This window comes from Streptomyces sp. NPDC051136 (genome assembly GCF_044455745.1).
GTDB lineage: Bacteria > Actinomycetota > Actinomycetes > Streptomycetales > Streptomycetaceae > Streptomyces.
Genome location: NZ_JBITFE010000005.1, coordinates 132,084 through 155,909 on the forward strand (window position 1 = coordinate 132,084; position 23,826 = coordinate 155,909).

General features: G+C 73.3%; 21 protein-coding genes. 5 read left to right on the forward strand and 16 right to left on the reverse strand.

Annotated features, from left to right (window positions below):
* Positions 1–61: 61 nt before the first annotated feature.
* Positions 62–1,249 carry a winged helix DNA-binding domain-containing protein gene (locus ACIBCJ_RS15875; protein ID WP_362507665.1) on the reverse strand — a complete coding sequence of 396 codons (1,188 nt, stop codon included), beginning with the start codon at positions 1,247–1,249 and terminating at the stop codon, positions 62–64.
* A 106-nt stretch (positions 1,250–1,355) separates the two neighbouring features.
* The gene (locus tag ACIBCJ_RS15880; protein WP_362103020.1) at positions 1,356–1,739 is read right to left on the reverse strand and encodes a helix-turn-helix domain-containing protein; all 384 of its coding nucleotides are present in this window, start codon (positions 1,737–1,739) and stop codon (positions 1,356–1,358) included.
* A 108-nt stretch (positions 1,740–1,847) separates the two neighbouring features.
* Here ACIBCJ_RS15880 and ACIBCJ_RS15885 point away from each other — a divergent pair, with 108 nt between their 5' ends.
* The gene (locus ACIBCJ_RS15885) at positions 1,848–2,687 is read left to right on the forward strand and encodes an NAD(P)H-binding protein (protein ID WP_362507668.1); all 840 of its coding nucleotides are present in this window, start codon (positions 1,848–1,850) and stop codon (positions 2,685–2,687) included.
* A 30-nt stretch (positions 2,688–2,717) separates the two neighbouring features.
* Here the strand turns inward: ACIBCJ_RS15885 and ACIBCJ_RS15890 are convergent, their stop codons facing one another.
* Together ACIBCJ_RS15890 and glnA are read right to left on the reverse strand one after the other, a co-directional pair.
* Positions 2,718–2,978 carry a hypothetical protein gene (locus tag ACIBCJ_RS15890; RefSeq protein WP_362103016.1) on the reverse strand — a complete coding sequence of 87 codons (261 nt, stop codon included), beginning with the start codon at positions 2,976–2,978 and terminating at the stop codon, positions 2,718–2,720.
* A gap of 172 nt (positions 2,979–3,150) precedes the next feature.
* Positions 3,151–4,560, reverse strand: coding sequence for a type I glutamate--ammonia ligase (glnA, locus tag ACIBCJ_RS15895; RefSeq protein WP_133888326.1), 1,410 nt, complete (start codon positions 4,558–4,560; stop codon positions 3,151–3,153).
* A gap of 219 nt (positions 4,561–4,779) precedes the next feature.
* Between glnA and ACIBCJ_RS15900 the strand changes: the two genes are divergently transcribed.
* Positions 4,780–5,247, forward strand: coding sequence for an RDD family protein (locus ACIBCJ_RS15900; protein ID WP_133888327.1), 468 nt, complete (start codon positions 4,780–4,782; stop codon positions 5,245–5,247).
* A 126-nt stretch (positions 5,248–5,373) separates the two neighbouring features.
* Here ACIBCJ_RS15900 and ACIBCJ_RS15905 read toward each other — a convergent pair whose 3' ends face one another.
* The 4 genes from ACIBCJ_RS15905 to lipB all read right to left on the reverse strand — a co-directional run bounded on the left by ACIBCJ_RS15905 (position 5,374) and on the right by lipB (position 8,617).
* Positions 5,374–6,078, reverse strand: coding sequence for a DUF4191 domain-containing protein (locus tag ACIBCJ_RS15905; protein ID WP_362103013.1), 705 nt, complete (start codon positions 6,076–6,078; stop codon positions 5,374–5,376).
* Positions 6,079–6,192: 114 nt separating this feature from the next.
* Complete coding sequence (locus tag ACIBCJ_RS15910) at positions 6,193–6,423, reverse strand: hypothetical protein (RefSeq protein ID WP_133888329.1); 231 nt, start codon at positions 6,421–6,423, stop codon at positions 6,193–6,195.
* Positions 6,424–6,667: 244 nt separating this feature from the next.
* Positions 6,668–7,621: a lipoyl synthase gene (gene lipA / locus ACIBCJ_RS15915; RefSeq protein ID WP_133888330.1), complete on the reverse strand. Its 954-nt coding sequence runs from the start codon at positions 7,619–7,621 to the stop codon at positions 6,668–6,670.
* A gap of 195 nt (positions 7,622–7,816) precedes the next feature.
* Positions 7,817–8,617, reverse strand: a complete 801-nt coding sequence (lipB, locus tag ACIBCJ_RS15920; protein WP_362103010.1) for a lipoyl(octanoyl) transferase LipB — start codon at positions 8,615–8,617, stop codon at positions 7,817–7,819.
* A 235-nt stretch (positions 8,618–8,852) separates the two neighbouring features.
* Between lipB and ACIBCJ_RS15925 the strand changes: the two genes are divergently transcribed.
* Positions 8,853–10,316, forward strand: coding sequence for a regulator (locus ACIBCJ_RS15925; protein ID WP_365980126.1), 1,464 nt, complete (start codon positions 8,853–8,855; stop codon positions 10,314–10,316).
* A 43-nt stretch (positions 10,317–10,359) separates the two neighbouring features.
* Here ACIBCJ_RS15925 and ACIBCJ_RS15930 read toward each other — a convergent pair whose 3' ends face one another.
* Both ACIBCJ_RS15930 and ACIBCJ_RS15935 read right to left on the reverse strand, forming a co-directional pair.
* Positions 10,360–11,760, reverse strand: coding sequence for an NAD(P)/FAD-dependent oxidoreductase (locus tag ACIBCJ_RS15930; protein WP_362103006.1), 1,401 nt, complete (start codon positions 11,758–11,760; stop codon positions 10,360–10,362).
* 379 nt (positions 11,761–12,139) lie between these two features.
* A complete protein-coding gene (locus ACIBCJ_RS15935; protein WP_362103004.1) occupies positions 12,140–13,084 on the reverse strand; it encodes a TIGR01777 family oxidoreductase in 945 nt (314 codons plus the stop codon).
* A 72-nt stretch (positions 13,085–13,156) separates the two neighbouring features.
* Between ACIBCJ_RS15935 and ACIBCJ_RS15940 the strand changes: the two genes are divergently transcribed.
* Positions 13,157–13,726 carry a GNAT family N-acetyltransferase gene (locus ACIBCJ_RS15940; protein ID WP_365980127.1) on the forward strand — a complete coding sequence of 190 codons (570 nt, stop codon included), beginning with the start codon at positions 13,157–13,159 and terminating at the stop codon, positions 13,724–13,726.
* Here ACIBCJ_RS15940 and ACIBCJ_RS15945 read toward each other — a convergent pair.
* Complete coding sequence (locus ACIBCJ_RS15945) at positions 13,716–14,900, reverse strand: MarP family serine protease (RefSeq protein WP_365980128.1); 1,185 nt, start codon at positions 14,898–14,900, stop codon at positions 13,716–13,718. The two genes, ACIBCJ_RS15940 and ACIBCJ_RS15945, sit on opposite strands and share 11 nt — an antisense overlap.
* A 159-nt stretch (positions 14,901–15,059) precedes the next feature.
* On the opposite strand from ACIBCJ_RS15945, the gene ACIBCJ_RS15950 reads away from it, so the two are divergent.
* The gene (locus ACIBCJ_RS15950; RefSeq protein WP_362102998.1) at positions 15,060–15,941 is read left to right on the forward strand and encodes a peptidoglycan recognition protein; all 882 of its coding nucleotides are present in this window, start codon (positions 15,060–15,062) and stop codon (positions 15,939–15,941) included.
* 49 nt (positions 15,942–15,990) lie between these two features.
* Here the strand turns inward: ACIBCJ_RS15950 and ACIBCJ_RS15955 are convergent, their stop codons facing one another.
* From ACIBCJ_RS15955 to sucB, 5 genes are all read right to left on the reverse strand, one after another.
* Positions 15,991–16,512 (reverse strand): DUF4240 domain-containing protein, encoded by a 522-nt coding sequence (locus ACIBCJ_RS15955; RefSeq protein ID WP_362505578.1) that lies wholly within the window; start codon positions 16,510–16,512, stop codon positions 15,991–15,993.
* Between the two features lie 534 nt (positions 16,513–17,046).
* Complete coding sequence (locus ACIBCJ_RS15960) at positions 17,047–18,030, reverse strand: WYL domain-containing protein (protein WP_365980129.1); 984 nt, start codon at positions 18,028–18,030, stop codon at positions 17,047–17,049.
* 61 nt (positions 18,031–18,091) lie between these two features.
* Positions 18,092–20,794 carry a pyruvate dehydrogenase (acetyl-transferring), homodimeric type gene (gene aceE / locus ACIBCJ_RS15965; RefSeq protein ID WP_365980130.1) on the reverse strand — a complete coding sequence of 901 codons (2,703 nt, stop codon included), beginning with the start codon at positions 20,792–20,794 and terminating at the stop codon, positions 18,092–18,094.
* 368 nt (positions 20,795–21,162) lie between these two features.
* Complete coding sequence (locus ACIBCJ_RS15970; RefSeq protein WP_133888340.1) at positions 21,163–21,786, reverse strand: GntR family transcriptional regulator; 624 nt, start codon at positions 21,784–21,786, stop codon at positions 21,163–21,165.
* Between the two features lie 211 nt (positions 21,787–21,997).
* Entirely contained in the window at positions 21,998–23,800 is a 1,803-nt protein-coding gene (gene sucB, locus ACIBCJ_RS15975) for a 2-oxoglutarate dehydrogenase, E2 component, dihydrolipoamide succinyltransferase (RefSeq protein ID WP_365980131.1), read from the reverse strand.
* Between the last annotated feature and the right edge of the window lie 26 nt (positions 23,801–23,826).

The window sequence follows — 23,826 nt, forward strand, 5'->3', positions numbered from 1 at the left end:
CCCTCGCCCCCCGGAGGGTCTTCGGACGGGCCGACTCACCCGACCGGCGCCGCGCGGTGACCTACGCCGACAACTCCCGCTCCAGCGGCGTCCGGAACCGGGGCGTGATCCGGGTCGTGCCCACCCAGGACGCCAGCCGCTCGGCCTCCGCCGCGATCGCGGCCGCCGCCTCCCGGCCGACGCCCTCACCCTCCAGGACCCGCCAGACGATCTCGCCGTCGGCGCGCTGGGCCCAGCCGCCGATCACCCGGCCGTTCCACCACACCGTCGGACCGACGTTGCCGCTGCCGTCGAAGAGCGCCGGCCGCAGCCCGGGGGCGAGGTACCAGTCCCGCTGCTGCCAGCCCATCGCCGTCGGGTCCAGGCCGGGCAGCAGCGCCGCCCACGGCTCGGCGGGACCGGCGACGGGGCCGGCGTCACCGGCGACGACGTACCCCGTGCCCTCGTCCAGGGAGACCGCCTCCGCGCCGATCGCGGTCAGCGCCCGGCGCACCTCCGTCACCCGCCACCCGGTCCACCACTTGAGGTCGTCCTCGGTCGCCGGACCGCACGCCGCCAGCCACCGGCCCAACAGCTCGGCCTGGGCGCCGCCCGGGTCCAGCTCGGGATGCTCGGGCGCCGGCGCCCAGCGGAACTGGCCGGACGTCCACGAGCCCAGCGGCCGGCCCCGCACCACCTTGCCCTCCACGCCCAGCACCCGCAGCAGACGGGTGGAGACGGTGTGCACGCCCTCGTAGCTCTTCCCGGCCGCGTAGGCGAACTGCTCCTTCAGGCGCGGCTCGTCACGGGCCAGCTCGGCCGCCGTGGCCTGGCCGCGCCGGGCCAGCGCGGCCAGCGTCGACTCCTCGACCTCCGCCAGCCAGGCGGCGTCCGGGGCCCCGGCCTCCGCCATGTTCTTGAGCAGCCTGGCCCGCTCCCGGGCGGCGACGGTCCGTCCGGTGGAGGCGTGCACGACGGCCGTCAGCTCCGTCGGGAACACGAACACCGTGTGCCGCATGCCGTGCATCCGGACCAGCGACCGGTCGTCGTACAGCGCGCGCTCCGTCTCCGCCACGGTCTTCGCGCTGTCCGCCAGCCGCGCGCCCACGGCCAGGTGCACCGTCGCCGGGTCCGTGCCGTGCAGCGCGACCAGTGCACCGGCGACCTCCTCCGGGCTCCGCGCCCGCGCGGACGCCGTCAGCAGCTGCCGCAGGGCCAGCCGGTCCCGCCGCTCGGCCGTCCCGATGTGCCGTCGTACGTCCTCACCCATGCAGGCCCTCCACCCGTCCGTACGCGCGTCGCGTCCTCGGTGGGGACATCGTGCCCGACCCCACTGACAACCGGCGGCCCGCGGACCGGAGGGCTTCGTGTCCCGGCTAGGGGGTGCCGGTGCCGGTGCCGGGCAACGACAGCCGGCGGGTGATCCGGTCGAACAGCTCCGTCAGCGGCTCACCGATGTCCCGGCCGAACTCGGTCAGTCCGTACGTGACCCGGGGCGGCGTCGTCGGCTCGACCTCCCGCCAGACCAGGCCGTCCGCCACCAGGAGGCGCAGGGTCTGGGCGAGCATCTTCTCGCTGATGCCCTGGATGCTCTCGCGCAGTTCGAAGAAGCGCAGGTCGTTGTGGCGCAGGGAGATCAGCACCCAGATGCCCCACCTGCTGGTCACATGGTCGACCATGTCGCGCGCCAGGCAGTCGGTGTGAAACACGTCATAGCGCCGGCCGGTCTCGACCCTCCGGTGCTGCAGGCCTTCCGTCATGTCATGAGCTTACCTACAGGTATGCCCTTACCCATAGTTAGCCCTCGGTCCTAGCGTGAGCCCTCCATCCAGGACGGGATCCGGGAAGGATCCGAGAGGGAGCTGATCATGATCGTGGTGACCGGGGCGACCGGAAACATCGGCCGGCCGCTGACGCGGGCACTGGCGGAGGCGGGCGAGCAGGTGACGGCGGTGTCGCGGCATCCGGCGGCGGTGCCGGACGGCGTCCGCCACGTGGTGGCCGATCTCGCCGAGCCCGCCGCCCTGCGGCCCGTGCTGGCCGGGGCGAAGTCGATGTTCCTCTTGCTCTCCGGCGACCTGCACGCCACGGGCGCCGACGCCGCCGACCTCATCGGCGAAGCCGCGCGCGGCGGCGTCCGCCGGGTCGTCCTGCTCTCCACGCTCGGCGTGGTGACCAGACCCTTCGGGGGAACGCGGATCGCGATGCGCGAACTGGAGGACACGCTGCGGGAGTCCGGCCTGGAGTGGGCCGTCCTGCGGCCGGGCGGCTTCGCCTCCAACGCGCTGTGGTGGGCGGAGTCCGTCCGGGAGCGAGGGGTCGTCGCCGCGCCCTTCGGCGACGTCGGAGTGCCGGTCGTCGACCCGGCGGACATCGCCGCGGTGGCGGCGGCCTGCCTGCTGGAGGACCGGCACGCCGGCGCCGCCTACGAGCTGACCGGCCCGGAGGTGATCACACCGCGCGGCCAGACGGAGGCCCTGGCCGCCGCCCTGGGCTCGCCGGTGGCCTTCCACGAGCTGACCCGCGAGGAGGCCAGGGCCGCCATGGCCCTGAGCATGCCGGCGGAACTCGCCGACGACACCCTCGACATCCTCGGCGACCCGAGCCCGGCCGAGCTGCGCGTCAGCCCGGACGTCGAGCGCGTCCTCGGCCGTGCCCCGCGCTCCTTCGCCGACTGGGCCGCCCGTCACGTCGAGGCCTTCCGCTGAACCCGGCGGCGCCGGGCGGCCGTGTCGGCCCTAGTACGGCGCCCGGAAATTGACGTAACCGAGCAGCACGATCACCGCGGCCACGCAGCCGAGCACCACCGCGGTGGACACCCACGAGGACCGGCGGCCGGAGCCCACGTGGTCGGGGTCGGCGCGGAAGGGGACCGGGCCGGGAGGGTTCTCCTTCCAGCGTGCGGCGAGCATCCGCGCCCGCGCCGAGGGCTCCTTGTGCTCGGCACCGTCCGCCCACCTCAGGTCGAACTCGCGCTCCTCGTCGCCTGGCTCCGCCATCTCCGGCACTCTCCCCGTCCCCCCGACGTGCAACCTGACTCGGACAACCGTGTCAGTGGACATGATCCCGGCCCGCGCTCACCCTGTGAAGTGTTTTCGGCCACGCACGACGGCGCCCCCGCCCCCGGGAAACGGGGACGGGGGCGCCGGCCGGAACGGCGTGGGGCGTCGATCACACGTCGAAGTACATCTCGAACTCGTGCGGGTGCGGACGCAGCTGGAGCGGCGCGATCTCGTTGGCGCGCTTGAAGTCGATCCACGTCTCGATCAGGTCCGGCGTGAAAACGTCGCCCTGGAGGAGGAACTCGTGGTCGGCCTCCAGGCGGTCCAGGACGGCGCCCAGCGAGGTCGGGACCTGCGCCACGTTCGCGTGCTCCTCGGGAGCCAGCTCGTAGAGGTCCTTGTCGATCGGCTCGGCCGGCTCGATCTTGTTCTTGATGCCGTCCAGGCCCGCCAGCAGCAGCGCCGAGAAGGCCAGGTACGGGTTGCCGGAGGCGTCCGGGGCGCGGAACTCGACGCGCTTGGCCTTCGGGTTCGAGCCCGTGATCGGGATGCGCATCGCGGCCGAGCGGTTGCGCTGCGAGTACACCAGGTTCACCGGGGCCTCGAAGCCCGGCACCAGGCGGTGGTAGGAGTTCACCGTCGGGTTGGTGAAGGCCAGCAGCGACGGGGCGTGCTTGAGGATGCCGCCGATGTAGTAGCGGGCGGTGTCCGACAGGCCGGCGTAGCCCTGCTCGTCGTAGAAGAGCGGCTCGCCGCCCGACCACAGGGACTGGTGGACGTGCATGCCCGAGCCGTTGTCACCGAAGATCGGCTTCGGCATGAAGGTCGCCGTCTTGCCGTTCTTCCAGGCCACGTTCTTCACGATGTACTTGAAGAGCTGGAGGTCGTCGGCGGCCGCGAGCAGCGTGTTGAACTTGTAGTTGATCTCCGCCTGGCCGGCGGTGCCCACCTCGTGGTGCTGGCGCTCGACCTTCAGGCCGGACCGCTCCAGCTCCAGGGAGATCTCGGCGCGCAGGTCGGCGAAGTGGTCGACCGGCGGGACCGGGAAGTAGCCGCCCTTGTAGCGGACCTTGTAACCGCGGTTGTCCTCCAGGGCACCGGTGTTCCAGGCGCCGGCCTCGGAGTCGATGTGGTAGAAGGACTCGTTCGCGCTGGTGGCGAAGCGGACGGAGTCGAAGACGTAGAACTCCGCCTCCGGGCCGAAGAACGCGGTGTCGGCGATGCCCGTGGAGGCCAGGTACGCCTCGGCCTTCTTCGCCACGTTCCGCGGGTCGCGGGAGTACTGCTCGCCCGTGATCGGGTCGTGGATGAAGAAGTTGATGTTGAGCGTCTTGTCCCGGCGGAACGGGTCGATGCGCGCGGTGGACAGGTCGGGGCGCAGGGACATGTCCGACTCGTGGATGGCCTGGAAGCCGCGGATCGAGGATCCGTCGAAGGCCTGCTCGTCGTCGGGGTCGAACGCCTCGGCGGGCAACGTGAAGTGCTGCATGACGCCCGGCAGGTCGCAGAACCGGACATCGACGAACTTGACGTCCTCGTCCGCGATGTACTTCTTGGCGTCGTCGGCGTTCTGGAACATCCAGCTCCTCCTACTCCCGACCGTCCCGCCGGGGTGGTAGATCGTTCGTGCGGCCAGTGCGGGTGGCCCACGCTCCCTCGACCCTAGGGACGGGTGATTTCTCGGGCGTGACCCATTTGTTTCGCAGAAGTTAACCGGCTCCCTCCCAGCCTAGGCCGCATCGGCCCCCGTCACACCCCACCGTCCCGGCTTCGCGGACCGGCGCAGTACCGTGGTCGGGTGGACAACAGGCAAGCAATCGGATCGTGGCTCTCCGGCCCCCGCGCGGCCATCGAGGAGGGCGGCACCGATCTCGGGTACCGCGGTGAGCAGCTGGGTCTGCCGGAGGAGGGGCCGGGTTCGATCGCCCGCCCGGGCAGGCGCCTCGGCGCGCTGGCCGTCGACTGGGCCCTGTGCGTCCTGATCGCATACGGCCTGATCACGGGCAGCTACGGGCAGACGGCGAGCAACTGGGCACTGCTGATCTTCTTCGTGCTGAGCGTGCTGACCGTCGGCACGATCGGCTTCACCCCGGGCAAGCGCCTCTTCGGCCTGCGGGTGGTGGACCTCGCCACCGGCCGGCCCAGCCCGCTGCGCGCCCTGCTCCGCTCGGTCCTGCTGTGCCTCGCCCTGCCGGCGCTGATCTGGGACCGCGACGGCCGCGGCCTGCACGACCGGCTGGCCCGCACGGTGGAAGTCCGGACCTGACGCCTCGCGGGGCGAGTGCGACGCCCGGTGAGCACGGCGGTGGTACGCCGATGGGGGCGGCCCGAGTGATCGGGCCGCCCCCATCGGCGTACCGGCGCTCCGGAGTCCTGCCGGAGCCCTGAGGGGTCAGCGCTGCCTGGGGTTGCCGCCCCGGGGCATCCGCATGCCCTTCGGCATCGGGCCCTTGGGCAGCGGCATGTTGCTCATCAGGTCGCCCAGGGCGCGCAACCGGTCGTTGGTCACGGTGACCTGCGGGCCGGACAGTACACGGGGCAGCTTGAGCATGGTCGTGCGCAGCTTCTTCAGCTCGACCTGCCCCTCGCCGGTGCCCACCATCAGGTCGTGCACGGGGACGTCGGCGACGATGCGGTTCATCTTCTTCTTCTCGGCCGCGAGCAGGGACTTCACCCGGTTCGGGTTGCCCTCCGCGACCAGCACGATGCCGGCCTTGCCGACCGCGCGGTGCACCACGTCCTGGTTGCGGTTCATCGCCACCGCCGGGGTGGTCGTCCAGCCACGGCCGATGTTGTCCAGTACGGCCGCCGCCGCGCCCGGCTGTCCCTCCATCTGCCCGAAGGCCGCCCGCTCGGCCCGGCGCCCGAAGACGATCGCCGTCGCGAGGAAGGCGAGCAGCAGGCCCAGGATGCCGAGATAGATGGGGTGACCGATCAAGAAACCGATCCCGAGGAGGACACCGAAGACGACGATGCCGACACCCGCGAGCACAAGACCGATCTTCTTGTCGGCCTTGCGGGTCATCTTGTAGGTCAGAGCGATCTGCTTCAGTCGCCCGGGGTTTGCAGCGTCCGCTGCAGGTTCCTTCCTCGCCATGGCACGAAGTCTACGTGCCCCCGGAAGCGCCGACGACGGCAGTGCCCGGCGGGGGAGGCGGGATCGCGGCGGGACGGCGCCGCCGGCGCGCCGGGCGGGCGGCCGGGCGTGCGGTCAGGGCCGGCCGGCGACGGACTGCCGCAGTGCGCGCTCCGTCTCGATGCGGTCCTTGGCGCGACGGCGGTCCTCCAGGACGGAGTTCCACGCGTTGCGCCGGGCGGTGCGCTGGCCGCCGCTCATCAGCAGCGACTCGACGGCCCGCAGGGCGGTGGTGAACGACGGGATGGCGGTGGCACGGACGACGGTGTCACGAGCGGCGGTGGCACGAACGGGTGCGGCCTGCATCGCGGAGGTCCCCCTCGGTACGGCTCCGGTTCCCGGAGACGGGTGTACATGGTGGTGTACGTGCTGTGATTCCAGGGTCACTGATTGGTGTTACCAGGGCGTGACCCGCCGGTCAAACGCACATGAAGTCGCGTGGCCGGGTGCCGGAACGGATGCGCGGCCCCGACCGGTGCCCTCATCAGCGAGGACGGTCGGGGCCGCGGCACCTCGGCCATTACTGGCCAGTAGTAACTTGTGCGGGAGTTCACACGGTGGCGGAGCGGCGCTGCTCCATGGCCATCCCGTAGAGCCGTCCGGCGCGGTACGAGGAACGCACCAGCGGGCCCGACATCACGCCGGAGAAACCGATCTGCTCGGCCTCCTCCTTCAGCTCCACGAACTCCTGCGGCTTGACCCAGCGCTCCACGGGGTGGTGGCGCACGGACGGGCGCAGGTACTGCGTGATGGTGATCAGCTCGCAGCCGGCCTCGTGCAGCTGCTTGAGCGCCTCGCTGATCTCCTCGCGGGTCTCGCCCATGCCGAGGATCAGGTTCGACTTGGTGACCAGGCCGTAGTCGCGGGCGTCCGTGATGACCTTCAGGGAGCGCTCGTAGCGGAAGCCGGGGCGGATGCGCTTGAAGATCCGCGGGACCGTCTCGACGTTGTGCGCGAAGACCTCGGGGCGGGAGTCGAAGACCTCCCGCAGCAGCTCCGGCACGGCGTTGAAGTCGGGGGCGAGCAGCTCGACCTTGGTGCGGCCGGCCTCGCGGCCGGCGGTCTGCTGGTGGATCTGGCGCACCGTCTCCGCGTACAGCCAGGCGCCGCCGTCCGGCAGGTCGTCGCGGGCGACGCCGGTGATGGTGGCGTAGTTCAGGTCCATCGTGACGACGGACTCGCCGACGCGGCGCGGCTCGTCGCGGTCGAGCGCCTCCGGCTTGCCGGTGTCGATCTGGCAGAAGTCACAACGCCGGGTGCACTGGTCGCCGCCGATGAGGAAGGTCGCCTCGCGGTCCTCCCAGCACTCGTAGATGTTGGGACAGCCGGCTTCCTGGCAGACGGTGTGCAGGCCCTCGCTCTTCACGAGGTTCTGCATCTTGGTGTACTCGGGGCCCATTTTCGCCCGGGTCTTGATCCACTCGGGCTTGCGCTCGATGGGGGTCTGGCTGTTGCGGACCTCCAGGCGCAGCATCTTGCGTCCGTCGGGTGCGACTGCGGACACGACCGGCTCCCTAGCGTTTGATTCTTCGGCGTTCTTCAGGGTACGCCCGTTGATTTGTTGGTCGGCGTTGGTGCTGGTCCTGCTGGGGGCTGCCGCCCCCAGGCCCCCGCTTCGGCCCCGAACGGGCCTCGTCCTCAAACGCCGGACGGGCTGGATTTATGCCGCCCGGCGCTGGATTCGTGCCGCCGGCTGGATCTATGCCGCCGGGGCCTTCTCGATGACCCTCGGCTTCAGGTCCGCGTTCTCCAGGACGTCGCGCAGGTGGCGCTCGGCGACCGGGAGGACCTCCTCGATGGTCACGTCGCGGCCGAGTTCGTTCGCCAGGGAGGCGACGCCCGCGTCGCGGATGCCGCAGGGGATGATCTTGTCGAACCACTGGTTGTCGGGGTTCACGTTCAGCGCGAAGCCGTGCATCGTGACGCCCTTGGCGACCCGGATGCCGATCGCGGCGATCTTGCGGTCCTCGCGGCGCTGCCCCGCGTTGGACGGGGCGTACTCGGGGCCGTTCAGGCGGGGGTCGAACTCGTCGTCGGTCAGGCGCGGGTCGAAGTCCAGGGACAGGCCACCGAGCTTCGGGCGCTGCTCGACCGGATCGCCGAGGACCCAGACGCCGCTGCGGCCCTCCACCCGGGTGGTCTCCAGGCCGAACTCCGCGCAGGTGCGGATCAGGGCCTCCTCCAGACGGCGGACGTGGGCCACCACGTCGACCGGACGCGGGAGCTTCTGGATGGGGTAGCCCACCAGCTGGCCGGGGCCGTGCCAGGTGATCTTGCCACCGCGGTCCACGTCGATCACCGGGGTGCCGTCCAGCGGACGCTCGCTCTCCTCGGTGCGCCGGCCGGCGGTGTAGACCGGCGGGTGTTCGAGGAGCAGCACGGTGTCGGGAACCTCGTCGGCGAACCGCGCGGCGTGCACCCGGCGCTGTTCGTCCCACGCCTCCTGGTACTCGACGCGTTCGGCACCGAAGCCCATCCGGACGAAGCGCAGCTCACTCACGGCACGTGCCTCCCTGCAAGGTCGTAAGGCACGAAGCGTGCCCACGCCACTGTACGACCGTCCGCGCGCCGTCAGCCGGGTGGGCGATCCTCACACGATCGGATGAATGCCGGGCGAATTGTGCGATCGGGTGTTTACTCTCCGCTACATTCGCGCCGTTCACGAGGCCATAAGGGCTGCTCACAGGCGCTCCGGGCACTTCGAACACCCGGAAGGCAGGAGACCGCACCGCACCATGACGGAACGACCCGCGCAGCGCACCCCCAACCGCCAGCTCGCCGCGCTCATCGCCGAAGCGGGGTTCTCGAACGCGGGTCTCGCGCGTCGCGTCGACCAGCTCGGACTCGAACACGGCCTGGACCTCAGATATGACAAGACGTCCGTCACCCGGTGGCTGCGCGGCCAGCAGCCCCGCGGCACCACCCCGGCCCTGATCGCCGAGGTCTTCACCCGGCGCCTGGGCCGCCGCCTGACCGCCCAGGACCTCGGCCTGGACGCCTGCGCGCCGGTCTACGCGGGCCTGGAGTTCGCCGGGAGCCCGGACGAGGCGGTCGACATCGTCGGCGGGCTGTGGCGCAAGGACTCCGGCTCCCACGCCGAACTGCGGAAGATCGCCTTCACACCGGCCGGACTCGTCGTGCCCAGCCGTGACTGGCTGATCGGCCGGGCCGACGAGAAGGTGGCCCGCGCCGAGGTGCCCGTCCGCATCCCCGCGCAGGGCCGCCCCATGACCCCCGGGCTCGCCGTCCCGCTCGACCCGTCCCGGCGCCGGGCCCAGGCCGAGCGGGGCCCGGGGCAGAAGGTCGGCGGGGGCGACCTCGCCGCGCTGCGCTCGGTCGGTGAGCTGTTCCGCAGCCTCGACGACCGGTACGGCGGCGGACACGCCCGCCAGGCCCTGGTGCGCTACCTGGAGCACGAGCTGGAGCCGATGCTGCGCGGCACCTACGGCGAGCAGACCGGCCGCCGCCTCTTCGCCGCCGCGGCCGACCTGACCCGGCTCGCCGGCTGGACCTCGTACGACATCGCCGCGCACGGGCTGGCCCAGCGCTACTTCGTGCAGGCGCTGCGGCTCTCGCAGGCGGCGGCGGACCGGGCGTACGGCTCGTACGTGCTGGTCACCATGAGCCGGCAGGCCGTCTACCTGGGCCACGGGCGCGAGGCCGTGCAGCTGGCGCGGGTGGCGCAGCAGGGCGTGGGGACCTCGGCGCCGCCGGTCGTGCAGACGCTGCTGCACGCCGCCGAGGCGCGGGCGCACGCCCTCCTCGGCGAGGTGCGGGCCTGCACCGCGGCCCTGGTGCGGGCCGAGCGGGCGCTGGAGGCCGCCCGGCCCGGCGACGAGGTGCCGCACTGGGCCCGCTTCTTCGACGAGGCGCAGCTCGCCGACGAGTTCGGACACTGCCACCGCGACCTCCAGCAGTTCCGCGCCGCCGCCCAGCACGCGGAACGCTCGCTGCAGCTGCGCGCCCCCGTCTACGCCCGCAGCAGGCTCTTCTGCCGGGTCGTCCTCGCCACCGCCCGGCTGGGGCTCGGCGAACTCGACCAGGCCTGCCAGCTGGCCGCCGAAGCGGCCGGCCAGGCGGCCGAAATGCGTTCGGTACGGGCCACGGAGTACGTCCGCGACTTCGAGCGCCGCCTGGAGCCGTATCGGGACGCCGCCCCGGTACGGGGGTACCGGGACAAGGTGGCGGCCCTGGGATAGCAGGGGGGGAGGGGGCCCTGGGCGTCCGGACGACACTCCCTGTCTAGGCCGCGTGGGCGGTCGCCGTCGGTTCCGCCGCGTGCATTGGCCGGCCCGCCCCCAGGTCCGACAGGATCGCTGCCGACGCCCGGAGGCCCGAGTGCAGGGCGCCCTGGGGGGTGCTGGTGTCGCGGTGGTCGCCGCACACGTACAGCCCGGCCAGCAGCCGTACCGGCCTGCGCGGGTCGTGCGGCGGGCGCATCGCGGGCACCGCCTCGGGCGTGTGGTGCACGGCGAGGGTCTCCCAGCGGGTGGTGGGGGTGCCGTAGAGGCGGGAGAGGTGGATGCGCACGGCGGTGTCCAGGTCGGGCGGGGGCGGGCCGAGGACCGTCGAGGAGACGAGGGTGCGGCCGGCCGGCGCGCGGGACGGGTCCACCCGGCTGACCAGCGCCGTGTGGGCCACCGGACCGCCCCGGTCGGCGTCGAGCAGCAGGGACGCGCCGGTCGTCGGCGGTTCGTCGGTCGTGTGGTGCACCACCGTCACCGGGTGGAAGTCCGGCACCCGCAGGCCCGGCAGCAGCTCGGCGGCGGCGCGGGCGTCGGTCGCCACGAGGACGGCCCGGCAGCGGATGACGCCGTGCTCGGCGGTGGTCACGGCGTTGGTCGCCACCGAGGTGACGCGCACCCCGGTGCGCACGGTGCCCGGCGGCAGCGACCGCGCCAGGTGCTCCGGCAGCGCCTCCGCACCGCCCTCGGGCAGGGCGAGCCGGCCGCAGGCGAAGGCGCGCAGCGCGAGGTCCGCGCACCGGCTGGACGTCGTCAGGTCCGGGTCGCACAGCAGGGCGGCGAGCAGCGGACGCAGGAAGCCCTCGATCGTGCGGGGCGGCAGTCCGCGGGCGGCCAGTGCGCGGGCGGCGGGCAGCTCCGGCCGGGCCAGCAGCCGCTCGGCCGGCGTGTGCGCGAGCCGGGCCAGCGCGGCACCGAGCCGGGCCTGGTCGACGGCGGTGCCGAGCGGGGCGCCGGCGCGGGTGCGGGGTGCGGCGGGTTCACCGGACGGACCGGGCGCGTTCACCGTGCGCCGGGGCGCGGGGATGGAGCGGGGGGCGCTCGCGAGGGCGCGCACAGCATGGAGTGCGCCCCGTGCGCTCCGTACACCCGCCGGGGCGCCCGCGCGGTGGTGGCGTCCCTCGCTGTGCAGCAGGACGCCGGGGGCGAAGGGCAGCAGCGCGAGGCCGTCCAGCCCTGGGGTGCGGCGCAGTTCGGGATACGCCGTGGACAGCAGCTGTCCGATTCTGTCGAGCCGGAAACCGTCGACCTTCTCCGTGGCCATCCGGCCGCCCACCGTGTGGGCGGCCTCCAGGACCGTGGTCGTCACTCCTGCGCCGGTCAGCCGTTGAGCCGCGGCGAGTCCGGCGATCCCGGCTCCCACGACGACGACGTCCGCCTGGTACGCGGGCTCAAACACGTGCCCCTCCTCGAGGTTGCGCGGCCGCTGGAGACGTCATGCCCCCAACAGGCTTGAGGAATACCCGAGTTCAAGACGAGGCTAGGGCTCGAAGCGGTCAGCGGGAGTCGCACGGGAGCAGCACACGGTCGCACAGTGGTCGCATGCGGGTGCGGTGTGGTTGCCGTGCGGTCGGGGTCGGTCGGTATCGATCGGTGCGGGTTGGGCGGCGGCCCGTGGTCTGCCGGGGGGCAAGGGGTCGAGGGCGGTCGGCGGGTGGTCGGGGCGTCTGGCCGGTCAGGGGGTCGGACAGGCGGTCGGCCGGTGGTCGGGGCGTCTGGCCGGTCACGGGCCCGGACGCGGTCCGGACGCCCGGCCGGTGTACGACGCCGTGGTGCCTCTACAGCGCCGCCCGGATCGCCCCGTCGATCTCCGGGAACGCGAAGCGGAAGCCCGACTCCAGGAGGCGGGCCGGCAGTACCCGGGCGCTGCCGAGTACGTCGCCCGCCATCTCGCCCAGCGCCGCCCGCAGCACCGGCGCGGGCACCGCGAACGGCGCCGGCCGGTGCAGCACCCTGCTCATGGCCAGCGTGACCTCACGGTTCGTCACCGGCCGCGGGGCGGTCAGGTTGAAGGGGCCGGACAGGTCGTCCCGGTCCATCAGGTGCCGGACGGCCGCCACCTCGTCGTGCAGCGCCACGAAGGACCAGTACTGCGAGCCGTCGCCCAGCCGACCGCCGAGCCCCGCCCGGAAGAGCGGGAAGAGCCGCCCCCAGGCCCCGCCGCCGCGCGCGACGACCAGACCGGTCCGGGTGAACACCGTCCGCACGCCCGCCTCGCGGGCCGGGGCGGCCGCGGCCTCCCACTCCACGCACAGGGCCGGCAGGAAACCCTCTCCGGCCGGAGCGCTCTCGTCCACGGGACGGTCACCGGTCTGCCCGTAGTAGCCCATCGCGCTGCCGTTCACAAACACGCGCGGCGGCCGCTCCATCGAGGCGACGGCCTCCGCCAGCGCCGTCGTGCCGTGCACCCGGCTGGTGCGGATGCGCGTCTTGTACGCGTCGGTCCAGCGGCGGTCGCCCACCCCGGCGCCGGCCAGGTTGACCACGGCGTCACACCCCTCGAGACCGGCCGCGTCCACCCGCCCGTGCTCCGGATCCCAGCGGACCTCGTCCGCTCCGGCGGGGTCGTGCCGTACCAGGCGCACCACCTCGTGCCCGTCCGCGGCCAAGGAGCGCGCCAGCGCGCCGCCGATGAGACCGGACGCGCCGGCCACCGCGACGCGGGACCGCCCCCCGCCCGAACGTCCGCCCCTGCGCCCGCCGTCCACCTGTCCGTCGTCCATGGGCCCATCCTGCCGGGTCGCCCGGGGAAAACCACGGAACGGTCCCGGCCACCGCGCCGTACAGTGATCGCCATGCCAGCCCCGCACATACGCCGAGCCAGGCCCGAGGACGAGCAGCCGCTGCGCCGGATCGACCTGGAGACCTGGTCCCACCTGCACGCCGTCTCGCCCCCGCCGGGGCCGGACGACCCGTTCTTCCGCGACACCTGCGGGCCCGACGCCCACCTGGTCGCCGAACTCGACGGCGCCGTCGTCGGGTACGTCCGCCTCGGCCTCCCCACCCCGCTCGCCTCCAACACCCACGTCCGTCAGATCCGCGGCCTCGCCGTCGCCGGCGCCGCCCGCGGGCACGGCGTGGGCCGGGCCCTGGTCCGGGCCGCCGTCGAGGAGGCCCGGCAGGGCGGCTTCCGCCGAATCACCCTGCGGGTCCTCGGCCACAACACCGCCGCGCGGGGGCTGTACGAGTCGGAGGGCTTCGTCGTCGAGGGCGTGCAGCCCGAGGAGTTCCTCCTGGACGGCCGGTACGCCGACGACGTGCTGATGGGGCAGATGCTGACCGGTCCGGACGGTCCGGCAGGCCCGGACGGCCCGGCGAGCCCGGCAGGTCCGGCAGGTCCGGCAGGGGACGCGCTCACGACGTGACCGGCTCGCCCGTGTCCACTGCCCGCGTGGCGTCCGCCGCGCTGCGCGCCTCGGGGGCCACCTCGGCCGCCGTCAGCACGTACCCGGTCTCCGCGTCCGAGGTGGAACGGGCGAAGACCACGCCGTACACCCGGCCGTCGGTGGTCAGCAGCGGTCCGCCCGAGTTGCCGGGGCGGACCGTGGAGCGGATCGAGTAGATCTCCCTCGTCACGCTCTCGTCGCCGTAGATGTTCCGGCCGGTGGCCCGGATCCGGTTCGCCACCGTCGCCGCCCGCAGATCCAGGGCCCCGTCCTGCGGATAGCCCGCGACCACCGCCGCGTCGCCGCGCGCGGCGTCCTCGTCGAACCGCAGCACCGGCGCCCTCAGGTCGGGGACGTACAGCACGGCCACGTCCTTGTCCGGGTCGAACAGCACCACCCGCGCCTCGTACGCCGGGCCCACGCCGCCGATCCGCACGGTCGGGTCGTCGATGCCGGCCACCACGTGGGCGTTGGTCATCACGTGCTCCGGCGCGTACACGAAGCCGCTGCCCTCGCGGCCCTGGGCGCCGGCGACGCCCTCCACCTTCACCGTGCCGAGCCTGGCGGCCCGGGTGGCCGCGGGCGTGACGCTGTCGCCGGAGGGCTTCGCGACCTCGGCGGCCGACTCGTTCTCGAACGGGTTGAAGACCTGGGGGAACCCGGCGTCGGCCAGCGCGGACGTCGCCCGGGAGAACCACGCCGGGGTGGTGTCGGGCATCACCCGCTGCACCGCGTCCAGCACGGCCGAGCCCCGGATCGCCGAGGTGAGCAGCGACGACGAGGACGCCGCCAGCACGCTCGCCGCCACCCACGCCACGATCAGCGCCGCCGCCGCGTGCGCCACCGCCCCGCCGACGCCGTCGGCCACCCGGAGCGGGCCGGCGGCCAGCTCCCGGCGCAGGCGCAGCGCGAGCCGCCCCGCCAGCTCGTGGCCCACCATGGCCGGCAGCAGCACCGTGACCACCGCGACCGCCGTCGCCGCGGTCGAGCCCCGCGCCACCAGGTCCGTCACCCACGGCAGCAGCCACACGCCGAGCACCGCACCGCCCACGAAGCCGGCCAGCGACACGCAGCCGGCCACCAGGCCGCGCCGGTACCCCGAAGCCGCGTAGGCCAGCACCACCAGCGCCAGCACGGGGTCGAGCAGGTCCACGCGAACCGCCTTTCTGCCGGAGCCCTGGGCCCTCAGTACGTGCCGTACGGGCCGGTCGATCAGTCCGAGGCGCACACCTGTCCGAAAATCGGTCGAGTCCCTCGGGGGCGCGGTCGGCGAACGTGTGCGGTCCACCGTGAAACGCCGGGCACCGGGACGATGGTTCCACCGGGTGGCATCGCACACATCGCGGACAGAGCGGATCCGCCGGACAGTAGGACCATGCGAGTCTTCCGAGGACCGCGCCGGGCCCGGGAGCGACGGGCCGCCCGGACGGCCGGCGCCCCCCGCCTGCCGGTCGCGGTCCGGGCGCTGCTCGGCGCCCTGCCGGGGCTGGCCGCCGTCGCCGCCCTCTTCCTGTGCGCGAACGGGGTGGAACGGGCGGCCGACGCCGATGCCGGCCCGGCCGCCTCCGCCGCCGACCGCTACGCGGCGCCGCGGCCCGACATCGTGCCCCGGTCGGTCTGGCTGGGCGGCGCCGCCCGCGCGCAGCCGGCCCCGCGCTACGACGACAGGGTCGTCGCCGTCTTCGTCCACCACACCGACACGCCGAACGGCTACGACTGCGCCGACGTGCCCTCCATCCTCCGCGGTGTGTACCAGGGCCAGACCGGTGCGCGGGACTGGGACGACATCGGGTACAACTTCGTCGTCGACCGCTGCGGCACGATCTACGAGGGCCGGGCCGGGGGTATCGACCGCCCGGTGACCGGTGCCCACACGCAGGGGTTCAACCACCGCACCACCGGGATCGCCGCCCTCGGCACCTACACGGCCGGGGTGCCCGTGCCGGACGAGCTGACCGACGCGATCGCCGCCGTGGCGGCCTGGAAGCTCGGTGAGACCGGCACCGACCCGCACGCGAAGGTCGCCCTGGTCTCCAGCAACGGCCTCAGCCGGTACGCGGCGGGAGCCACCGCCACGCTGCCCGCCGTCGCGGGGCACGACGACGGCTACGCGACGAGCTGTCCCGGCGCGGCCCTCACCGCGCGGCTCGCGGACATCAGGGACACGGCGGCCCGCCTCCAGGGCCGCGCCTGACCGGCCGCGCGGGCGGCCCCGGACGGCGTCCCGGCTTCCGGCTCGCGCCTCAGCCCGGTCCGAACCTCGCCCACAGGCGGGGCAGGCGCTCGGCGAGGGCGCGGTCGTCCTCCAGGTCGACCGGTGTGCCCAGCGGCTCCGCGGGGGCGGGCGCGATGCCCAGGTCGGGGGCGACGGTGCCGGTGAGCTGCTCGTAGGCCTCGTCGGCCGCGTAGCCCAGCTCCTCGCCGTCGCCGTCCAGCTCCTCGTCGAAGTCGTCCAGCAGCTCGGCGAGCGAGTCGGGCTCGTGCACGGCGCCCTCGTACACCTCACGGCCCTGGCCGATCAGCCAGCAGCGGAAGAAGTCGAAGGCGTCGTCGCTCGCGCCGCCGAGCAGGATCCACGCGGCGGCCCACAGGTCCCAGGCGCAGGCGCGGTTGTACCGGGCCTCGAAGTGACGGGCGAAGTCGAGCACCAGGTCCGGGTCCATGTCGAGCAACCGCTCCACGAGCAGGTCTGCCTGGTCCTCGGGATCGCCGTCGGCGCCCTGCCGGGCGGCATCGATCAGCTCCCAGAACTCCGTCTCGTCCATCACGCGTCCAGCATCGGCCCTGGGCGGTGACGGCGCACGTGGAGTGCGGCGGATCGTTATCTACGGATGCCTGCGGCGGCCTGTGCGGCTTCGGTGGGGGTGCGTGCAGCGCCTTGGGTTCGGTGGGTGGTGCGGGGCCGGGGCGGGGGTGTCCGTCCTCGGAACGGCGCGGAATCGGTTACTTGAAGAGGCTCGGGGCGTTGACGCGCCAACCGCTGCGGGCGGACACCCCCACCCCGTCCCCTCCCCGCCGTACGCGGCTGCCGGCCGCGATCCCCCGGCGGCCCTTTCCCGCCGTACGCGGCTGCCGGCCGCGATCCCCCGGTGGCCCTTTCCCGTTGTACGCGGCTGCCCCGTCGCGGCTGTGGGCAGCAGCGCCGCCGTAGCTGCGGGCAGTCGTGCCGCTGGGGCGGCACGGGTGGGCGCAGCGGCACCGCGGCAGCGCCGGGCCACGCGTCTCCCCGCACCCGCACCCACCCCGGCTCACCGGTCGACGCCGGACCACGCGACCCACCCACCGCCCCCGGCGAGACGTCACCCCCCGTACAACCCCGCCGACCGCCGCGCATCCCGCGCGCACCGCTCCCGCAGGGCCGCCGGCGCCAGCACCTCCACCTCCGGCCCGAGCATCCTGAGCTGCTCGTGCGCGACCTCCTCCGACTCCACCGGCAACGTCACCGTCACCCAGCCGTCCGCGTCCGGCGCCCCCGCACCCTCCAGCGCCTCCCGGGCGGCCGGCGCGTCGACGGCGTGGGGCAGCCTCCGCAGGCCGTCGGCCGACAGCCGCACCACGACCTCGGCCCGCAGGATGGACCGCGAGAACTGCTCGGCCCGCTCCGCCCAGAACGCGGGCAGGTCGAAGGCCTCGTCCCGTTCGAAGCGTTCCTCGCCCGCCTCCACCGCCGTGAAGCGGTCGATGCGGTACACGCGGAAGGCCCCGTCGTGCGTCGCCCGCGCGACCCTCGCGCACAGGTACCAGACGCCGGCCTTCAGCACGAGCCCGTACGGCTCCAGCTCCCGGACGACCTCGTCCGGCCCCCGCAGGTAGCGCGCGGCGACGCGCCGGTCGTCCCAGACCGCCGCCGCGACCTCGGGCAGCAGCACGGGCGTCTCGGGCTCGCGGAACCAGCTCGGCGCGTCCAGGTGGAAGCGCTGGGCCGCCGTACGGGAGGCGTCCCGCAGGGAGGGGAGCAGGGCCGCCGACACCTTCAGGCGGGCCGCCGAGGCCGCGTCCTCCAGGCCCATCTCGCGCAGCGCCCCCGGGACCCCGAACAGGAACAGCGCCTCCGCCTCGCCCCGGGCCAGCCCGGTCAGCCGGGTGCGGTAGCCGCCGACGAGACGGTAACCGCCGGCCCGGCCGCGCTCCGCGTACACCGGCACGCCGGCCTCCGACAGCGCCTGCGCGTCCCGGGTCACGGTCCGCTCCGAGACCTCCAGCTCCCGGGCCAGCTCGGCCGCGGTCATGGCCGGACGGGACTGGAGCAGCAGCACCATCTTGATGAGGCGGGCAGCACGCATGTGCACATCATGCAGGGACGCGGAAGGCCCCCGCCGGAGCGGGGGCCTTCCGTCACGACCTCTACAGGCCGTAGCGCTCGCGCGCCTCCTTCACGGCCGTCGCCTTGACCTCGCCGCGCCTGGCGAGCTGGGCCAGGGTCGCGACCACGATGGACTCGGCGTCCACCCCGAAGTGACGGCGGGCGGCGTCACGGGTGTCCGACAGGCCGAAGCCGTCGGCACCGAGCGACGAGTAGTCCTGCTCGACCCACTGCGCGATCTGGTCCGGGACCTGACGCATGTAGTCCGAGACCGCGAGGACCGGACCCTCGACGCCCTGGAGCGCCCGGCGCAGGTACGGCACCCGCTCCTCGCCGCGCAGCAGCGCCGCGTCGGCGTCCATGGCGTCCCGGCGCAGCTCCGTCCAGGAGGTCGCGGACCACACGTCGGCGGCCACGCCCCACTCCTCGGCGAGCAGCCGCTGCGCCTTGAGCGCCCAGTGGATCGCCGTGCCGGAGCCCAGCAGCTGGATGCGCGGGGCGTTGGCGGCCGGGGTCAGGCCCGCCGTCTCCGCCGTGTTGAAGCGGTACAGGCCCTTGACGATGCCCTTGTCCACGCCGGGGGCGGACGGCTTGGCCGGCTGCGGCATCGGCTCGTTGTAGACCGTCAGGTAGTAGAAGACGTTCGGGTCCTCGCCCGGAGCCGCCTCGCCGTACATCCGGCGCAGACCGTCCTTGACGATCGCCGCGACCTCGTAGGCGAACGCCGGGTCGTACGACAGCGCCGCCGGGTTGGTCGCCGCGATGGCGGGGGAGTGGCCGTCCGCGTGCTGGAGGCCCTCACCGGTGAGGGTGGTGCGGCCCGCGGTGGCGCCGACCAGGAAGCCGCGGCCGAGCTGGTCGCCGAGCTGCCACATCTGGTCGGCGGTGCGCTGCCAGCCGAACATCGAGTAGAAGATGTAGAACGGGATCATCGCCTCGCCGTGCGTCGCGTACGCGGTGGACGCGGCGATGAAGTCGGCCATCGAGCCGGCCTCGGTGATGCCCTCGTTGAGGATCTGGCCGTTCTTGGCTTCCTTGTAGTACATCAGCTGGTCGCGGTCGACCGGCTCGTACGTCTGGCCCTTGGGCGAGTAGATGCCCAGGGACGGGAAGAGGCTCTCCATGCCGAAGGTGCGCGCCTCGTCGGGGACGATCGGCACCCAGCGCTTGCCGGTCTCCTTGTCGCGGACCAGGTCCTTGACCAGGCGGACGAAGGCCATGGTGGTGGCCACGTTCTGCGAGCCGGAGCCCTTGTCGAAGGACGCGAAGGCTTTCTCGGCGGGCGCGGGCAGCGGCGCGACCGGGTGCACGCGGCGGGCCGGGGCGGGACCGCCGAGGGCGGCGCGGCGCTCCTGGAGGTAGCGCACCTCGGGGGAGTCGGCGCCCGGGTGGCCGTAGGGGACCACGCCGTCGACGAAGTCGCTGTCCTTGATCGGCAGGCCGAGCAGGTCGCGCATGTCCTTGAACTCGTCCACCGAGAGCTTCTTCATCTGGTGGTTGGCGTTCTTCGACGCGAAGCCGGTGCCGAGGGTGTGCCCCTTGACCGTCTGGGCCAGGATCACGGTCGGCGCGCCCTTGTGGGCGAGCGCGGCGCGGTAGGCGGCGTACACCTTGCGGGACTCGTGACCGCCGCGCGAGTAGTGGAAGCACTCGAGGATCTTGTCGTCGGACAGCAGCTTCGCCATCTCGGCGAGCTGCGGGTCCTTGTTGAAGAAGTCCTCGCGGATGTAGGCGGCGTCGCGCGTCTGGTACGTCTGCACCTGCGCGTCGGGTACCTCGCGCAGGCGGCGTACGAGGGCGCCGGTGGTGTCGAGTTGGAACAGCTCGTCCCAGGCCGTGCCCCACAGCGACTTGACGACGTTCCAGCCGGCGCCGCGGAACTGCGCCTCCAGCTCCTGCACGATCTTGAAGTTGGCGCGGACCGGACCGTCGAGGCGCTGCAGGTTGCAGTTGATCACGAAGGTCAGGTTGTCCAGGCCCTCACGGGAGGCGAGGGTGAGCGCGGTGGTGGACTCCGGCTCGTCCATCTCGCCGTCGCCGAGGAACGCCCACACGTGGGAGTTCGTCAGATCCTTGATGCCGCGGCTGGTCAGGTAGCGGTTGAACCGCGCCTGGTAGATCGCGGAGATCGGGCCGAGGCCCATGGAGACGGTGGGGAACTCCCACAGCCAGGGCAGGCGCCGCGGGTGCGGGTAGGACGGCAGACCGTTGCCGCCCGCCTCGCGGCGGAAGTTGTCCAGCTGCTCCTCGTTCAGGCGGCCGTCGAGGAAGGCGCGGGCGTAGATGCCGGGCGAGGCGTGGCCCTGGACGTAGAGCTGGTCGCCGGAACCGTCCCCCTCCTTGCCCTTGAAGAAGTGGTTGAAGCCGGTCTCGTACAGCCAGGCAGCGGAGGCGAAGGTGGCGATGTGGCCGCCGACACCGTGCTTGCTCCCGCGGGTCACCATCGCCGCCGCGTTCCAGCGGTTCCAGGCGGTGATCCGCTGCTCCATCGCCTCGTCGCCGTCCACGGTGGGCTCGGCGGAGGTCGGGATGGTGTTGACGTAGTCCGTCTCGAGGAGCTTCGGCAGGGCGAGGCCCGCGCCCTCGGCGCGCTCCAGTGTGCGGCGCATCAGGTACGCGGCACGGTGCGGCCCGGCCGCCTTGGTGACGGCGTCCAGGGAGGCCTGCCATTCGGCGGTCTCCTCCGGGTCGCGGTCCGGGAGCTGGTCGAGCTCGCTCGGCTGGATGGCTTTGGGGTCGGTCATGTCGCCGCCTTCCTCAGTCGAAGGGGGTTCCCTCATCGGCAAGGGTTCGGGGGTGCCCTAGGTCTTTGGCAGGACAGGGCTGGGCTCCGGTGGGAGACCCAAGCGTGACTGTAACTCCCTGATCGATGATCGATCAAAGGGTTGAGGGCCAAAACCTCTTGATCACGAGAAAGTAGGCACGCGGTGCCTTCGGCGATGGCACGGGGTGACGGTCCTGTCGGGGATTCGTGCAGGTGAGAAGGGGTGGGCGCGGATGAGCTCGGAGGGTCGGCCGCGTGGCGTCCGCGGGTGCCCGGTGGCTGATCACGCCCGCGCGGCGCAGGCGCATACCGACACGGCTCCGCGCCCCTGGAGGGCTCCGCCGGTCGTCAGGGACGGGGGGCGCAGCCCAGGACGTGGGACTTGACGATCTCCGGGATGCGGGGGTCCCGGCGGCGGAAGGCCGCGACCAGCTCCTCGTGCTCCTCCGCGTACGACTGCTGCACCGTGCCCAGCCACCGTATCGACAGCGCGGTGAACACCTCGATCCCGAGCCCCTCCCACGTGTGCAGCAGCACCGAGTTGCCCGCGGCCCGCACCAGCTCGCGGTGGAAGCCGACCGTGTGCCGCACCTGCCCCGTGCCGTCCGAGACCCGGTCGGCCTCGTACAGCGCGGCGACGTGCGGTTCCAGGGCCGAGCAGTCCTCGGCGAGCCGCTCCGCCGCCAGCTCCGCCGCGATGGCCTCCAGGCCGGCCCGGACCGGGTAGCTCTCCTCCAGGTCGGCGGCGGTCAGGTTCCGCACCCGCACGCCCTTGTTCGGCGCCGACTCGATCAGCCGCAGCGACTCCAGCTCCCGCAGCGCCTCGCGCACCGGGGTCTGGCTGACCTCCAGCTCGGTGGCGATCCGGCGCTCCACGATCCGCTCGCCCGGCTGCCAGCGCCCGCTGATGATCCCTTCCAGGATGTGCTCGCGGATCTGTTCGCGCAGCGAGTGGACGACGGGCGCGGTCATGGGAGCTCCTTCGGGAGGGTCACCTTCGGACCCCTGGGGCGACTGACGTGGAGAAACAATACGGCCGTCACGGCGGGCGGGAAGGGCGCACGGGGGCGCTTCCACGCAGGTGAGACGAGACTTACACAGCGTGCCCCGCCCGGAACACGGCGAAGCCCCCGCCCGGAAAGCTCCGGGCGGGGGCACCGTACAGGCCCGCTGACGGGGGGAATTACAGGCCGAGCTCGACCTCGAACTCGCCCGCCTCCAGGATCGCCTTGACCGCCGTCAGGTAGCGGGCGGCGTCTGCGCCGTCCACCAGACGGTGGTCGTAGGACAGGGTCAGGTACGTCATGTCGCGGACGCCGATGACCGGGCCGTCCTCCGTCTCGATGACGGCCGGACGCTTGACCGTGGCACCGATGCCGAGGATGGCGACCTGGCCCGGCGGCACGATGATCGTGTCGAACAGCGCGCCGCGCGAACCGGTGTTGCTGATGGTGAAGGTGGCACCGGCCAGCTCGTCCGGGCTGATCTTGCTGGCCCGCACCTTGCCCGCCAGGTCGGCGGTCGCCTTGGCGATGCCGGCCAGGTTGAGGTCACCGGCGTTCTTGATGACCGGGGTCATCAGGCCCTTCTCGGAGTCCACCGCGATACCGATGTTCTCGGTGTCGAAGTAGGTGATGGTCCCCTCGGCCTCGTTGATCTTGGCGTTGATCGGCGCGTGCGCCTTCAGCGCCTGGGCCGCCGCCTTGACGAAGAACGGCATCGGCGAGAGCTTGACGCCCTCACGGGCCGCGAACGCGTCCTTGGCACGGGCGCGCAGCTTCATCAGACGGGTGACGTCGACCTCGACGACCGACGACAGCTGGGCCTGCTCGTGCAGCGCCTTGACCATGTTGTCGCCGATGACCTTGCGGATGCGCGGCATCTTGACGGTCTGGCCACGCAGCGGGGAGGCCTCCAGGGAGGGGGCCTTCTTCGCGGCGGGCGCGGCAGGGGCGGCGGCAGCCGGAGCCGGGGCGGCCTTCGCGGCCTCGGCGGCGGCGACGACGTCCTGCTTGCGGATACGGCCGCCGACGCCGGTGCCCTTGACGGTGGACAGGTCGACGCCGTTCTCGGCGGCGAGCTTGCGCACCAGCGGGGTGACGTAGGCGCCGTCGTCCACCGGCTGGGCGGCGGCCGGGGCAGCCGGAGCGGCGGCCTGGGCCGGCGCGGGGGCCGGGGCGGCCTGCTGCTGCGGAGCCGGGGCCGCGGGGGCCTGCGGTGCCGGGGCGGCGGGGGCCTGCGGTGCCGGGGCGGCCGGGGCCTGCTGGGCCGGAGCCGCCTGCTGCGGAGCCGGGGCCTGGGCGGGCTCGGGCTGCGCGGGGGCGGCCGGGGCCTCCTGGGCCGGGGCGGCGGCCGGAGCCGCGCCCGCCTCGCCGATGACGGCGAGCTTGGCGCCGACCTCGGCGGTCTCGTCCTCGCCGACCACGATCTCCAGCAGGGTGCCGGAGGTGGGGGCCGGGATCTCGGTGTCGACCTTGTCCGTCGACACCTCCAGCAGCGGCTCGTCGGCCTCGACGCTGTCACCGACCGACTTCAGCCAGCGGGTGACGGTGCCCTCGGTGACGGACTCGCCCAGCGCGGGCAGGACCACGTCGGTGCCCTCGGCGGAGCCGCCGCCGGTGGACTGCTCGGCGCTCGGCGCGGGCGCCGGGGCGGCCTGCTCCGTGGACGGGGCGGCAGCGGCGGGCTCGGGAGCGGGCTCGGCGGCCTGCTCGGCCTGCGGGGCCTGCTCGGCGGCCGGGGCGCCGCTGCCGTCGTCGATCAGCGCCAGCTCGGCGCCGACCTCGACGGTCTCGTCCTCGGCGACCTTGATGGAGGACAGCACGCCGGAGGCGGGGGCCGGGATCTCGGTGTCGACCTTGTCGGTCGAGACCTCGAGCAACGGCTCGTCGGCCTCGACGCGCTCACCCTCGGCCTTCAGCCAACGGGTGACGGTGCCCTCGGTGACGCTCTCGCCGAGCGCCGGAAGGGTTACGGAAACCGCCATGGTTTCGGTTGCTCCTTACGAAATTG

Coding starts and splice junctions, on each gene's coding strand:
- ACIBCJ_RS15875 (WP_362507665.1), bottom strand. CDS start 1,249: ATGGGTGAGGACGTACGACGGCACATCGGGACGGCCGAGCGGCGGGAC.
- ACIBCJ_RS15880 (WP_362103020.1), bottom strand. CDS start 1,739: ATGACGGAAGGCCTGCAGCACCGGAGGGTCGAGACCGGCCGGCGCTAT.
- ACIBCJ_RS15885 (WP_362507668.1), top strand. CDS start 1,848: ATGATCGTGGTGACCGGGGCGACCGGAAACATCGGCCGGCCGCTGACG.
- ACIBCJ_RS15890 (WP_362103016.1), bottom strand. CDS start 2,978: ATGGCGGAGCCAGGCGACGAGGAGCGCGAGTTCGACCTGAGGTGGGCG.
- glnA (WP_133888326.1), bottom strand. CDS start 4,560: ATGTTCCAGAACGCCGACGACGCCAAGAAGTACATCGCGGACGAGGAC.
- ACIBCJ_RS15905 (WP_362103013.1), bottom strand. CDS start 6,078: ATGGCGAGGAAGGAACCTGCAGCGGACGCTGCAAACCCCGGGCGACTG.
- ACIBCJ_RS15910 (WP_133888329.1), bottom strand. CDS start 6,423: ATGCAGGCCGCACCCGTTCGTGCCACCGCCGCTCGTGACACCGTCGTC.
- ACIBCJ_RS15925 (WP_365980126.1), top strand. CDS start 8,853: ATGACGGAACGACCCGCGCAGCGCACCCCCAACCGCCAGCTCGCCGCG.
- ACIBCJ_RS15935 (WP_362103004.1), bottom strand. CDS start 13,084: ATGGACGACGGACAGGTGGACGGCGGGCGCAGGGGCGGACGTTCGGGC.
- ACIBCJ_RS15940 (WP_365980127.1), top strand. CDS start 13,157: ATGCCAGCCCCGCACATACGCCGAGCCAGGCCCGAGGACGAGCAGCCG.
- ACIBCJ_RS15950 (WP_362102998.1), top strand. CDS start 15,060: ATGGTTCCACCGGGTGGCATCGCACACATCGCGGACAGAGCGGATCCG.
- ACIBCJ_RS15955 (WP_362505578.1), bottom strand. CDS start 16,512: ATGGACGAGACGGAGTTCTGGGAGCTGATCGATGCCGCCCGGCAGGGC.
- ACIBCJ_RS15960 (WP_365980129.1), bottom strand. CDS start 18,030: ATGCGTGCTGCCCGCCTCATCAAGATGGTGCTGCTGCTCCAGTCCCGT.
- aceE (WP_365980130.1), bottom strand. CDS start 20,794: ATGACCGACCCCAAAGCCATCCAGCCGAGCGAGCTCGACCAGCTCCCG.
- ACIBCJ_RS15970 (WP_133888340.1), bottom strand. CDS start 21,786: ATGACCGCGCCCGTCGTCCACTCGCTGCGCGAACAGATCCGCGAGCAC.
- sucB (WP_365980131.1), bottom strand. CDS start 23,800: ATGGCGGTTTCCGTAACCCTTCCGGCGCTCGGCGAGAGCGTCACCGAG.